Below are 11,862 nucleotides of genomic sequence, written 5' to 3' on the forward strand. Positions count from 1 at the left end.
TTCTTGAATCTGAACCGTACCGACGCGTCAACCGCTCAACTCGAGAGCTCAGCCGGCAACCTGATATTGCCGCACCGGATGGCGGACCATCGCATCGATATCGATGCCGTCAAGGATCCAGTGCAATTGCTCCGTCGTCAGCGTGACGATCGCCTCCTGGCGGCGCGGCCATCGGAACCTGTCTTCGGTCAGCCGCTTCAGGACCAGTACAAAGCCGGACCGATCGAAGAACAGAAGCTTCATCCGGTCGCAACGGCGATTGCAGAACGCAAAAACCGCCGGAGTGAATGGATCGAGCGCCATCGTCTCCTGGACCAGGACCGCAAGGCTGTTGATGCCAGCCCGGAAGTCGATCGGCTCACGGTGCAGATAGACCTGCAGGTCATCGCCCAGTCTAAACATCGCCCAGCGCTCCGATGATCGCCGTCAATGCATCCACATCGCCGCATTCCAGCGCGAGCTTCACGCCATTCGGCAGCGACACGCTCACTTTGGCCGGAGAACAAAAAGCTGGAGTCCCTTTGGGTTCCGAACCACGCACTTCATCGTAAGCCGGCAAATCAACCGTCGCCACGCTGTCTTTTCGCGACAGGTCCCGCTCGGACTTCCCCTCAAGCTGAACCGGGATGAACGCCGGGCGTGAGGACGGCGGCAGCGACCTGGTCGCGCTGTGCTTCTTGATCCACTTCCGAAGGAGGTTCGCGTTGACCCCATGTTCGAGTGCAAGCCTCGATACCGAAACCCCAGGCTCAAGGCAGGCCGCGACAAGACGCTCTTTCGATGCCGCCTCGTAGCGCCGGCGACCGTTCCGGCCGACAAGCCTGACCCGCAGTTTCTGATCATCGTCGCTCATCACAAGGTGTCCACCTATTTTGGTGGACACCTCATGCATCAGGACTCTCAAAAGCAAAAGGTGCGGAGAAATTCGCGCTTACGCATGAACTGTGGATTCTTGTAGTTGACCAGCGCAGCGTTCTCTGAGCCAAATCGCGGTCAAACCCACCTTTTGCCAGTCGCGAGGGCTCTGAGCGCGACTGCGAGGAAGCAGAGCTAAAGCCATGTCTCCTTTAGAAGCAATCAGCCGCTGGCTGGAATCACAGGACTTAGACACTCAACTTGAGGTCGCTGCATACGTGACATTCTCGATCTTTAGGAAGAGTGACGTTCTCACGCTTGGCGGGCCGGAGGAGCTCGACACTCTTCAGCGTTGGTTGACCGAACCAGAGTTGGATCCAAGGGCCGCCGCAGGTCGTGCTCTGACCTTCCGGCTCGCCTTCGAGTACTTTGCCGAGGGCAGAATCAGAGGGGGTGGATGGAAACAAACCGAAGAACTAGAGCGTAAGAATCTGGAACAAGCTAAGCGCGACGGAAAGCTTGCGGCTGCGCGCAAGGCGCAAAGAAAGCTTCAACTGTTGCCAACCCGAAAAGAGCACTGGTATCGTGTTGCGAAATCCTGGAATGAATTGGCGGCGACTTATCTAACACGCGAGGCTCTCGCTCTCGGATCTTTGCCGAGATGCGACCTGAAGGCCATTTCAAATAGTCACTGTCTTCCATTGGTGCCTACGGTCGAGGCTTCGGATGCGGCCTTGGTTCCGATAGTGCCCGCTACAGCTGTTGAAGAAGGCGAAGAAGGGAGGAACGAAGTGCTCTTCTCACAAAAGAGTGGACAGAGTTAAGCTGCTTATACCTCGGTCGGCAAGGAACTTGGTCTGCGCGATGCGTTTGCGGTGGACGGCCCATTGCACGATCGTTGAACCTGTTGGCGTCGATGCCGCTCCTCGTTTCGCCAACCGCAAAACAGGAATCCGACATCAGCCCATAGGTTCCACGATGCAGGTTTCATGAAATCGATCCTCTAGTAGGAAGGATGGCTTCGCCGGATTGATTTCCGTCACCTGGAGATTAATCCCGCGCGAAGGTTGCGTGGACGCCGGGCTTGGTGGCAAATCGGATGCGGTCGTCGCGATGGCCTGGATAACAGCATGCCCCATCGAATGGCGCTTTTGATTCTCACGAAATTTCAGATCCCTCCGAAGGATTGGAAAAAACGACACATCGCCTGGGGACGCAAGCAATACGCGGCGACAATGACAGACCGGGAATGCGAATATGAAGCAGCAGGAATTCTCCCATGAGCGATAGTGACAAGGTGGGGCGGTGTCGGCCGCCCAAGGAAAGCCAATTTGGACGTGGACAGCGCCGCGCTTCAGGCCGTCCTAAGGGCGCAAGGGGCGAGAACGCGATCGTCCAGGATATTGCCACGGAGCTTCATCGGGTCCAGCTAAACGGTCGCGAGGTGGAGAAAACAACTGCTGAGCTGCTGCTAATTTCGATGCGCGACCTTGCGATGGAGGGTAACCTCAAGGCGGTAAAATGGTTGAACGAATATCGTGCCCGTCTAGACCCCGGAAGATATGCCGCCCGAGGCCTGGATAGAAAGGGAGCTGTTCGAAAACAGGTTCAGAACTGACCCAGAACTCTGGGACGATCCGCTATTAAGACCGGTTAGTCCTGGACAATAGGCGCGAAGATCACAGAGAGCGGCGATGAAATCTGATCCCGATCTTTACGGGCTGTTCGGCGCTGAGACCGAGTTTAGTACCTGGGAACAGCGTACTAAGCAGGGAATACTACCCACTCGCGAGCAACTGAAAGCCATTCTGCTCGCAAACGCGGGCCAACAATTTCCGGATTGGCTGCTCGGAGTAGTCATCATAGGGATTGAGGGCCGGCTCAAGGGCACTCGCGGGCGACGGAAGGAGAACGCGCTCTTGAAAAGCCGATGGACGCTCGCCGTGGCAAAATATGAATATTTGCTGCCATGGCTCCAACGGCGGGAAAAACGCTGCGGACTCCAGGGTTGGAGCGTGTTGCGCGGGAAGCATTGGTGGACGGGACCCCCGCATGAACGAGCGGCCCGCATCGTTATTGCTCAGCTCAATCTGAGCATAGACTGGCGCGCGTTTCTCAATCGAATCTCTTCAGATAAATCTGCCGATTTGTTGTGAATGTTGGGTGCTAATCGCTCCGCTAGACCTCCTTGATCCAGGCAAAGGAGGTTTTCATGCTGGAGCATGTTCAAAAACAACGACTTTCCATCGATTATTTTCCGACACATCAATTAAATCCCTGTCAATCGGCGTTCGACTGGGACCCCCTATCGGCATCCAAAAGGGACCCCTTTGATCGGCGTGCTCTGCTGGTAGCGCTCGGGTCGTCGGAGCTGGTCGGGGTTGCGGAGACGGCGCGAGCGCGGGTTGTTTGAACATCGTCGCGGCTTTTGAATCGCCAGCTGTCGTTGCCGGTCTCGACGATGTCGCAGTGATGGGTCAATCGGTCGAGTAGCGCGGTGGTCATTTTGGCATCGCCGAACACGGCAGAGTACCCCTATTCTTGAACGGGTCGTGTCTCACGTCACGATCACTGACCCGCATCATTTCCTATTTGGGCACCGGCTTGAGGTGCTGAAGGAGCGGTCGGGACGCGGTCCCGCCTACGTTGTTGTCGCGCTGCCGGACGGACGGCGGCGGGGGGTTCGGATCGCGTCGACGGATCTTACCGAGACGTCGATCGCTTTCCGCCCGAACGCGGCCGACCTGCCGCGCATCAGTGTACGGACGCTGATCCCATTGATGCAACATTTGAGCGCGAGTCTGAGCCTTCTCGACGAGAAGGTGATTCGCGATGACCCACCGACCGCTCCCAGGTCGCGTTGCGTATCGACCCCTGCCAACGTTGGCAAATCCATCCGGCCGTCCGATGGCCGACATTCCGCGCCTCTGGCCGAATCTGTCGACCGCGACGCAAACCCAGATTGCTCAAACGATCGCCGCGCTGATGCGGCGAATGCAAGCGATCCCCGGCACGCCCGGAAGGGGACTGGGTCGTGCTGATCAGCTCGACCGTCGCTGACGAGCGGCTCACGACGGCTCACCGAGCCAAGTTGGCCTATGTCTACGTGCGGCAGTCATCCGTGAACCAGGTGCGCCAGCATCAGGAGAGCACCGAGCTGCAGTACCGCCTTGTCGATCGCGCCATCGGTCTGGGCTGGCCGCCCGAGCGCGTCCAGGTGATTGACGAGGATCTGGGCAAATCCGGTGCTGGCGGCGTGGACCGTCATGGTTTCCAGAAGCTCATTGCCGAGATCGGCCTTGGCAACGCCGGTCTCGTGGTGAGTCTCGACGCTTCGCGCTTGGCCCGCAATAACCGGGACTGGCATCAGCTTCTCGAACTGTGCTCGGTATTTGGCGTGCTGATTGCGGATGGCGAGCGGCTTTACGATCCGCGCGCCTATCACGACCGCCTGCTGTTGGGCCTGTCCGGCATCATGAGCGAGGCGGAGCTGCATCAGCTTCGGATGCGCCTTCACCAAGGGGAACGGCAGAAGGCGGCGCGGGGCGAACTGCGGCTGCCGCTGCCGGCCGGGCTCGCCTACGATCGAGCGGGCACAATTGTTCTCAATCCGGATGAGGAGGTGCGCGCCCGTCTTCATCTCGTATTTGCTAAATTCCGGGAACTGCAAAGTGCGCGCCGTGTGATGCGCTACTTGGACAGGAATGGATTGTCCTTGCCGGTTCGGCCGCTGCTTGGACCTGCTCCACACGAGATCGTCTGGCGTGCGCCAGATAGCACACGCGTCCTTAATATCCTTCAGAATCCGGCCTATGCTGGGGCGTATGTTTATGGCCGCCGGCAAAAGGACCCGAGCCGATGCCGGCGGGGATCGCTGACGGGAACGGTCAAGGTAGCGATCGCGGATTGGGCGGTTTGCCTCCACGCCGCTCACCCAGGCTATATCAGCTGGGAGGAGTTCATGGCCAACCAGGGGCGATTGGCAGATAACGTCTGCCGCTATGAGGCAGGTCACTCTGGCGTACCGCGCAAGGGGGCAGCCCTGTTACAAGGAATTGCGGTCTGCGGTCGTTGTGGACGGCGCATGAGCATGCGCTACACGGGCCCGAATGCCGACTATCCGGTCTATTGCTGCCGCTCGGATCGGGACCAGCAAGGCAGTGCAATGTGCCAGGAAGTCCGGGCCTTGGCGGTTGACGCGCTGGTCGAGCGGATAGTCCTCGACGCCCTGGTGCCGGATCAGATTGAGATCGCACTCGCAGCCGCGGGCCAACTGGAGCAGGAGAGCCGTCAGCTCGAGCGCCAGTGGGCGCTTCGCGTGGAGCGCGCCCGCTACGAGGCCGAGCGCGCTCGGCGCCAGTATGACGCCGTAGAGCCCGAGAACCGTCTTGTGGCGCGCTCACTTGAGCGGGCTTGGGAAGAGAGGCTGCGTGTCGCAGAGGCGGTCGAGCAGGAGCATGCGCGTTGGCGCGGGCAAGAGCCGCTTCTGATTGGCCCGGCGGAATGCGCAGGGCTACAAGCGCTCGGCGAGAACCTGCCGCGGATTTGGAACGCGGCCACCACGTCGGCAGCCGATCGCAAGCGCATTCTGCGATTTGTGATCCGCGAAGTCGTTCTTGATCAGAAGCGGACCCGAGGTCAGGTGTGGCTCAAGATCGTCTGGCAGACCGGTGCAACCAGCGAGCATCACGTGCAACGGCGCGTTCAGACATACCGTGATTACATCGACATTGATCGGTTGCGGCAACGGATCGTCGAGTTGAATGCTGAACACAAAATGGATGCCGAGATCGCGGCAATACTCAATCAGGAAGGCTTCGTCGCGGCTCGAGGTTGCGCCTTCAAAGGCGAGAATGTCTGGCTGTTGCGTACCCGCTGGGGCATTCCCACCGTCAAAATCAACGGCGTGGACAAGAATCCGATGCGCTGGCCCGATGGAAGCTTCTCAATTCAGGGCGCAGCGGCTGAGCTTGGAGTGACCCCGCAGACGGTGTTCGATTATCTCGCGCGGGAATTGCTGGCAGGTCGTCAGTTAGCCAAAGGCCAGCCATGGCAGATCGAGCTCTCAGACGACCAAATCCGTCAGCTTCGCAATCGGGTACGACGCACCAAGCGTTCGAAGAAGGAGGCATCATGAAGTCATCGGCTCACCGAACACACTGGGCCATTCGCCGAACGCAAGATTGGTGGTGACAATGATGGAGGTGCGCTCGTAGAGCCGGCTGATGAGATGGAACAGGAGCTGACCGCCGGATTGCGCGAACGGCAGATAGCCCAGCTCGTCGAGAACGATGAAGTCCATGCGGGTCAGATGCTCGGCGAGCCGTCCCTGCCGACCGTTGCGGGTCTCGGTCTCGAGCCGGTTGACGAGGTCGACTACGTTGTAGAAGCGTCCTCTGGCGCCATCGCGGATGCAACTTCTGGCGATGGCAATGGCCAGGTGGGTTTTGCCTGTACCGGTGCCGCCAACCAGCACGACGTTGCGTTGTTGGGCGATGAAGCCGCCGCCAGCGAGATCATTGACGAGAGTCTGATTGATCGGCGTGCCGTCGAACTGGAAGTCGGCGATGTCCTTGGCGAGCGGCAGCTTGGCAATGGTGAGCTGGTATTTGATCGACCTGGCTTGCTTCTCGTTGATCTCGGCGTTGAGCAGGTCGCCGACAATGCGTTGAGGCTCGTGCTGGCGCTTGACGGCAGTTGCCATGATCTCGTCGAAGGCAGCCTTCATGCCGTAGAGCTTAAGTTCGCCCATGAGGTCGAAGATTTGGGTTCGTTCCATCAGATGGTCCTCCGGAGGTTGTCGTAGCGGGCACAATCGGCGATCGGTGCATGACGGAGCGTCAGTGCGGCCGGCGTCATGATGTTGGCCGGTGGGGCGGGTTCACGTTGACGGGCCAGGATATTGAGAACGACATCGGCGGAATGGACGCTGTGACTGAGCGCTTCGGCACAAGCCGCTTCCACCGCGGACAGACCGTCAGTCAGCACCGCGGTGAGGATGTCGACCATCTGCCGATTGCCATCGTCGGTGCTGGCCAGCTTGCGCCGGATCCGCTCGATCGCGGCCGGCAGCACCCAGTCTTTGAAGGGAGCACCGTTGCGCAAGGCGCCGGGTTTGCGGGCGAGCACCGGCACATAATGCCAGGGGTCGTAGACGGTATCGCCGCGGCCAAAGGATCGCGGGTGCTCGGCAACGATACGTCCATCCTGACGGATCACGATGCGATCGGCATAGGCTTGAACCTCGACCGGTCGTCCGACTGCACTGGCTGCGACCGAGTACTTGTTGTTGTCGAAGCGCACCAGGCAGGTCTTCGAGACCGATGCTGTCACCGCATGGAAGCCGTCGAAGCGGCCGGCATAGGGAACGAGTTTGGGGCGTTCGGCTTCGAACACGTCCCAGATCGTCTGATCGGTCAGCTCCGGATGGCGATGAGCCTTGGCGTAGGCGATGCATTTGTCGAGCAGCCAGGCGTTTAACTCGTCGAGGTTTTTGAACCGCAGCCGCGGCGTGAAGAAGCGTTCCCGGACCAGCCCGACCTGGTTCTCGACCTGCCCCTTCTCCCAGCCCGACGCTGGCGTACAGGCGACCGGATCGACCAGATAGTGGCTGCACATCTGCAGGAAGCGGCGATTGTAGAGACGGCCTTTACCGACAAAGATCGTCTCCACCGCGGTCTTCATGTTGTCGTAGATGCCGCGGGTGCAGGTGCCTTTGAACAGGGCGAATGCCCGGTCGTGGGCGTCGAACACCATCTCCTGCGTCTCGCGCGGATAGGCCCGCACGAACAGCATGCGGCTGTGACAGAGCCGGACATGAGCAGCCTTCACCATCACCGTGGTGCCGCTCAGCAGGACCACCTCGTGGCTCCAGTCGAACTGGTAGGCTTCGCCTGGTGCAAAGCTCAGCGGCACATAAGCCGACGCTGTCGAGGTGCCGCGTTCCTTGGTCCACCGTCGGGCGTATCGACGAACCGCATCATAGCCGCCGGCATAACCCAGGCCGCGGAGTTCCTCGAATAGCCGGATCAGCGTCAGCCGTTCCCGCGCCGCCTTGCTCTCATTCCCTGCCAGCAACCGATCAAGCTCGGCACTCCAGGCACCCATCTTCGGGAGCGGCTGCGTCTCGCGCTCGTACCGGAACTCCGTCGCTTGAGAACGAATGACCTTGCGAACCACCTTCCGCGATACGCCAAGTTCTCGGCAGATCGCCTTGATCGGACGACCATCAACAAAGTAGGCGCGACGGATCTTACCAATCGTCTCCACCACCAGCATCCCAACCTCGGCTTCCATGACTCGATGGAAGCCACTGTGGACCCTTATCCCGGGGTCCCGATTGGATGCCGATCACCCCGAAACGGGGTCCTTATTCCATGCCGAAACACAGCAATGCCCGCGTTCGCCGCGTAGCCAACCGAGAAAGACTCGCATCAGCATCGCCGTATCCAGCCGGTCGGTCTTCGCCCGCCGGTGCTCGCGCGTGACCGCAACGCTCGTCGAATGGATCACATACGCCTCGATGCCGCGCTCTTGCAGCCATCGCGCTAGCCAGAAGCCGTCGCGGCCTGCCTCGAAGGCGACCGCGACCCGGTCGATCCGCCGCTGTTTCCTCTCCGCTTCGCAGCGCCAGCGACTGACCAGGTTGAGTAACGCCACCGGATCGGGATCGAGCTTCTTCATGGGATGCCGCTCAATACCAGGCACCATCCCGGCGACGAGCCAACTTGACTTGCTCATTTCGATAACCGTCATCAACGTGCTATGTTGATTCAGCGCGGTGAGGGAACGACTCAAATCATCGACTGCGGGCATGATCTACATCCATCTTTGGTGGTCCAGCGCCGATAGTGCCTCAGCCTCGCCGCCCCCCATAGCTTCTCCAGGCGCTCCCATGCGCGCGGTGCATCTGGCCTACTTTTGCGCCGACCACGTGGCCAGCTTTTCCGCCGCCCTTGACAGGGGTAGCCAGTACGTCTCTATCAAGTACACCGAGCGCCTGGCTGAAGCTGGCATTGAGCCTTCTGTCGGCAGTGTCGGAGATTCCTACGACAATGCTCTCGCCGAAACCATCAACGGTCTCTACAAGGCCGAGGTGATCCATCGGCGCGGACCGTGGCGAAGCTTCGAGGCCGTCGAGTTCGCAACCCTGGAATGGGTCGATTGGTTCAACAACCGAAGGCTCCTGGAGCCCATCGGCAACGTCCCGCCGGCCGAAGCCGAACAACGCTACTACGCTATGCTGGAACAACCCGCCATGGCGGCATAACTTAAACCAAATGGCCTCCGGCAATCCCGGGGCGGTTCAACCTCAGCTCGGACCGCGGCTCTGGCAGTGCCTTGTCGCTGTCCCACTGGAGACCAATCCAATGGAGCCGGTCGGGCCTCTCATGTCGCCATGCAGTTGCGGTTGCCGAGAGCGGGCGCAACGGCGACCCGCATAGCTCTTTCAGGAGAGTCGCACCCGACAAGGCGGTGGGGCCGGGCCGGAAAAATCACTTTGACGTTCCAGGCTCCGCTTTTCTTTGCCCGGAACACATCAGGCGAGCTTTCAGAAGCCTTGTGCCGATTGTGTACGATATCCGGCGAGGTCGGATAAGTGACATAGCAGTGTTAGGGTTCAGACTCAATTGATCCAATAAGCGACATGGCGGCAAGGTGGACGGCAGCCAAGAAATTTCTTGCAAGTTTGTCGTAGCGAGTTGCGACACGCCTGAAATCCTTGACCCGACAGAAACAGCGCTCGATAACGTTGCGCCCTTTGTAGACGCGTTTGCTGAAGCTGTGGAGGGTTACCCTGTTGGATTTGTTTGGAATAACTGGCTTCGCGCCGCGATTGACGATTTCGGCGATCGCCTCTTCCTCGATGGAAAGGACAGTCGACTTGACTTCCTTGGGGCCTGTCGAACGATCGGCGACGGTCTCGCGCTGCTTCCACTTCGCGACAGTCTTCTGATTGATCCCGTAGCGCTTGGCGAGACCTCTCAGGTTCTCTTGACTATTTGTATTGCTCGACGGACTGCCTCCGTCGTACTGGCGCAGCCGTGTAAAACTTATCCATAGCGCATCCTTCGAATCGTGCGACAAAAATGCACCATCAAAGCGTGGGACTAAACAGCTAGGGCTAGCATACTGACAGAGAACGATTTCTCCTTTGGCACGATACATGCCCAGTCTCCTCTATAAAGGCGCATTGACTGAGGAGAAGTCGTCCGATGATCTCGCTCACCGGAAACTCAGACCAGGTTAAGGTGGGAGCTGCGATTCTGCCGGAGACGATATCTGAAGGCGCGGGGTCTGCCCGCGACGTGGAAGATCTGCGCGGCGGGCAAGAATTTCGGCACCGCCAATACCTCCCCCATACTGCGCAAGCGACTGTGGGCGCGGTTATCCCGAGCAAATTCGAACCAATGTGGCTGGTTTGAGTCACTACGTGGCGCGACTGGTGGGAATGCCCAGCTGATGGATGGACTGCAGGAGCGGTGAAGATGACATATCGGGCATCTCCGGCGCGCGGGAGCGCCTGCCAACCAGGCGATCAGAACAGGCCACCTGAAGCGCGATCGATCTCCCCTACCGTCATTGTCGGCAGTGGTACGCTCGCTATCAGATGCGCGCAGCTGGCAATTGAGATGGGCCACGTCATTGGTGCGGCGTTGTGTGCCGGCGGCGTATTCCGCGATTGGGCCGTTCGCTCGAACATCCCGTCTGTAGCAAGCGTTGAAGAGCTCTCTTCTTTTTGAAGGCTGAGCCGATGGATTGGATTTTCTCCGTTGCCAATCCGTTCATACTGCCACCGGACGTGTTTGGGCGAGTGCATCGAGGTGCTTTCAATTACCACGACGGACCATTGCCACGATACGCGGGAACGCACGCGACGTCTTGGGCGCTGCTGGCGCAAGAGACCGAATATGCCATCACGTGGCATCGGATCGATGATGGTGTTGATACCGGCGACGTCGTGGTTCAGCGCCAAGTGCTGATTGCGCCCACCGATACGGCACTGACCCTGAACCTTAAATGCTATGAAGCCGCGATTGAGGGCTTCCGCGAGCTCTTAACTGGCCTCGAAAACGGGAAGCTTACTGCCTACCCGCAGGCGCTGGTGGGCCGGAGCTACTTTCCGAGACGTCGACGCCCAGATGCGGCAGGCTGTCTGCGATGGGATCAATCCGCGCAAGAGTTGTCGGCGATGACGCGGGCCCTAGGCTTTGGGCCATATCATCCCAATCCATTGTGTCTGCCCAAGGCGCTCGTAGGCGATGAGGCTGTCACAGTCAGGCGCGTGGAGGTGTTGCCTCAACAATCGGGCGTTCCGGCAGGTTCTCTGCTTGAAGTCCACTCCAGCCATTGGCGTGTGGCCACGGGTACGCAGGATGTTGATGTTTGCTTTGGCAACTCCGATGGTCAGGTGTTGGACGCGCGCGCCCTCGCTAGGCACTCCAATCTGGAAGAAGGTGGTCGCCTTCCGATCTTGAGCGATGAGGAGGCACGGAGCATAACTGCCACCCATGAGTTGCTGGCGCCTTGGGAGGATTTTTGGCGACAGCGGCTCGGGCAGTTTAGAGTATTGCATCCTCCTTTCGTGTCGTCGTTCCTAGCTACGGCGCCGCACCAATGGCAGTCGAGTTCGTGGTTCAGTCCAAGTGCTTTGGCTAAACTGTCCCCACTCGATCGCTCGGAATCCTTGGTAACGGCTTGGCTTATCTATTTCGCCCGCATCACCGGGGAAACAGAGCTTCAACTGGGATGGATGCGTGAACCGGATGGATGGCGAACCGGCTCGAAAGCGATCGAGGTGTTGATCGCCTCTGTCGTTCCGATGGAAGTGACCATTGATCTTGCACATGACTTTGAAGACGTGCGCAAAACCGTAGCGGCCGAATGCGCCCAGCTGAGGGCGCACGCTAGCTTTGCCCGGGATATTGTCGCGCGCTGCCCGACATTGCGAGGTGTGGAGGCTCTACGGTCGCACCAGCCCTGGCCGGTTGGCATCAGAATCATGAC

9 protein-coding genes and 7 pseudogenes are annotated in these 11,862 nt (G+C 59.4%); 8 read left to right on the forward strand and 8 right to left on the reverse strand.

Annotated elements, in window-relative coordinates; translation table 11 throughout:
- Window positions 1-48: 48 nt before the first annotated feature.
- Together tnpB and tnpA are read right to left on the reverse strand one after the other, a co-directional pair.
- Window positions 49-402, reverse strand: a complete 354-nt coding sequence (gene tnpB, locus HAP47_RS41045) for an IS66 family insertion sequence element accessory protein TnpB (protein ID WP_166073804.1) — start codon at window positions 400-402, stop codon at window positions 49-51.
- On the reverse strand, window positions 395-853 hold the full coding sequence (tnpA, locus tag HAP47_RS41050) for an IS66-like element accessory protein TnpA (RefSeq protein WP_166073826.1): 459 nt from the start codon (window positions 851-853) through the stop codon (window positions 395-397). Before tnpA ends, tnpB begins: the two co-directional genes overlap by 8 nt.
- Window positions 854-1,058: 205 nt before the next feature.
- Here tnpA and HAP47_RS41055 point away from each other — a divergent pair, with 205 nt between their 5' ends.
- The 3 genes from HAP47_RS41055 (at window position 1,059) to HAP47_RS41065 (ending at window position 3,011) form a co-directional block, all read left to right on the forward strand.
- Entirely contained in the window at window positions 1,059-1,679 is a 621-nt protein-coding gene (locus tag HAP47_RS41055) for a hypothetical protein (RefSeq protein ID WP_176396321.1), read from the forward strand.
- Window positions 1,680-2,134: 455 nt separating this feature from the next.
- Entirely contained in the window at window positions 2,135-2,473 is a 339-nt protein-coding gene (locus HAP47_RS41060) for a DUF5681 domain-containing protein (RefSeq protein WP_176396320.1), read from the forward strand.
- A 76-nt stretch (window positions 2,474-2,549) separates the two neighbouring features.
- Window positions 2,550-3,011, forward strand: a complete 462-nt coding sequence (locus tag HAP47_RS41065; RefSeq protein WP_176396319.1) for a hypothetical protein — start codon at window positions 2,550-2,552, stop codon at window positions 3,009-3,011.
- A gap of 124 nt (window positions 3,012-3,135) precedes the next feature.
- On the opposite strand, the pseudogene HAP47_RS41070 reads toward HAP47_RS41065, so the two are convergent.
- A pseudogene (locus HAP47_RS41070) lies at window positions 3,136-3,384 on the reverse strand (ATP-binding protein); the annotation flags it as partial.
- Window positions 3,385-3,762: 378 nt separating this feature from the next.
- On the opposite strand from HAP47_RS41070, the gene HAP47_RS41075 reads away from it, so the two are divergent.
- A complete protein-coding gene (locus HAP47_RS41075) occupies window positions 3,763-3,915 on the forward strand; it encodes a hypothetical protein (protein WP_224497196.1) in 153 nt (50 codons plus the stop codon).
- On the forward strand, window positions 3,890-5,992 hold the full coding sequence (locus tag HAP47_RS41080) for a recombinase family protein (RefSeq protein ID WP_173643870.1): 2,103 nt from the start codon (window positions 3,890-3,892) through the stop codon (window positions 5,990-5,992). Before HAP47_RS41075 ends, HAP47_RS41080 begins: the two co-directional genes overlap by 26 nt.
- A 15-nt stretch (window positions 5,993-6,007) precedes the next feature.
- Here the strand turns inward: HAP47_RS41080 and istB are convergent.
- The 3 genes and pseudogenes from istB to HAP47_RS41095 form a co-directional block, all read right to left on the reverse strand.
- A pseudogene (gene istB / locus HAP47_RS41085) lies at window positions 6,008-6,634 on the reverse strand (IS21-like element helper ATPase IstB); the annotation flags it as partial.
- Window positions 6,634-8,133: an IS21 family transposase gene (gene istA / locus HAP47_RS41090; RefSeq protein ID WP_176396414.1), complete on the reverse strand. Its 1,500-nt coding sequence runs from the start codon at window positions 8,131-8,133 to the stop codon at window positions 6,634-6,636. The pseudogene istB and the gene istA, both read right to left, overlap by 1 nt.
- Before the next feature lie 111 nt (window positions 8,134-8,244).
- Window positions 8,245-8,670: pseudogene (locus HAP47_RS41095) on the reverse strand (IS110 family transposase); the annotation flags it as partial.
- A gap of 142 nt (window positions 8,671-8,812) precedes the next feature.
- Here HAP47_RS41095 and HAP47_RS41100 point away from each other — a divergent pair.
- A pseudogene (locus HAP47_RS41100) lies at window positions 8,813-9,124 on the forward strand (integrase core domain-containing protein); the annotation flags it as partial.
- Window positions 9,125-9,481: 357 nt separating this feature from the next.
- Here HAP47_RS41100 and HAP47_RS41105 read toward each other — a convergent pair.
- Together HAP47_RS41105 and HAP47_RS41110 are read right to left on the reverse strand one after the other, a co-directional pair.
- Window positions 9,482-9,699: pseudogene (locus HAP47_RS41105) on the reverse strand (transposase); the annotation flags it as partial.
- Between the two features lie 6 nt (window positions 9,700-9,705).
- Window positions 9,706-9,863: pseudogene (locus tag HAP47_RS41110) on the reverse strand (IS481 family transposase); the annotation flags it as partial.
- Window positions 9,864-10,070: 207 nt separating this feature from the next.
- On the opposite strand from HAP47_RS41110, the gene HAP47_RS41115 reads away from it, so the two are divergent.
- Both HAP47_RS41115 and HAP47_RS41930 read left to right on the forward strand, forming a co-directional pair.
- Window positions 10,071-10,280: a hypothetical protein gene (locus HAP47_RS41115; protein WP_166106928.1), complete on the forward strand. Its 210-nt coding sequence runs from the start codon at window positions 10,071-10,073 to the stop codon at window positions 10,278-10,280.
- 329 nt (window positions 10,281-10,609) lie between these two features.
- Window positions 10,610-10,843 (forward strand): annotated as a pseudogene (locus tag HAP47_RS41930) (formyltransferase family protein); the annotation flags it as partial.
- Window positions 10,844-11,862: the final 1,019 nt, after the last annotated feature.

Source organism: Bradyrhizobium sp. 41S5 (assembly GCF_011516665.3).
Classification (GTDB): Bacteria; Pseudomonadota; Alphaproteobacteria; order Rhizobiales; family Xanthobacteraceae; genus Bradyrhizobium; species Bradyrhizobium quebecense.

Coding starts and splice junctions, on each gene's coding strand:
- tnpB (WP_166073804.1), bottom strand. CDS start 402: ATGTTTAGACTGGGCGATGACCTGCAGGTCTATCTGCACCGTGAGCCG.
- tnpA (WP_166073826.1), bottom strand. CDS start 853: ATGAGCGACGATGATCAGAAACTGCGGGTCAGGCTTGTCGGCCGGAAC.
- HAP47_RS41055 (WP_176396321.1), top strand. CDS start 1,059: ATGTCTCCTTTAGAAGCAATCAGCCGCTGGCTGGAATCACAGGACTTA.
- HAP47_RS41060 (WP_176396320.1), top strand. CDS start 2,135: ATGAGCGATAGTGACAAGGTGGGGCGGTGTCGGCCGCCCAAGGAAAGC.
- HAP47_RS41065 (WP_176396319.1), top strand. CDS start 2,550: ATGAAATCTGATCCCGATCTTTACGGGCTGTTCGGCGCTGAGACCGAG.
- HAP47_RS41075 (WP_224497196.1), top strand. CDS start 3,763: ATGGCCGACATTCCGCGCCTCTGGCCGAATCTGTCGACCGCGACGCAA.
- istA (WP_176396414.1), bottom strand. CDS start 8,133: ATGCTGGTGGTGGAGACGATTGGTAAGATCCGTCGCGCCTACTTTGTT.
- HAP47_RS41115 (WP_166106928.1), top strand. CDS start 10,071: ATGATCTCGCTCACCGGAAACTCAGACCAGGTTAAGGTGGGAGCTGCG.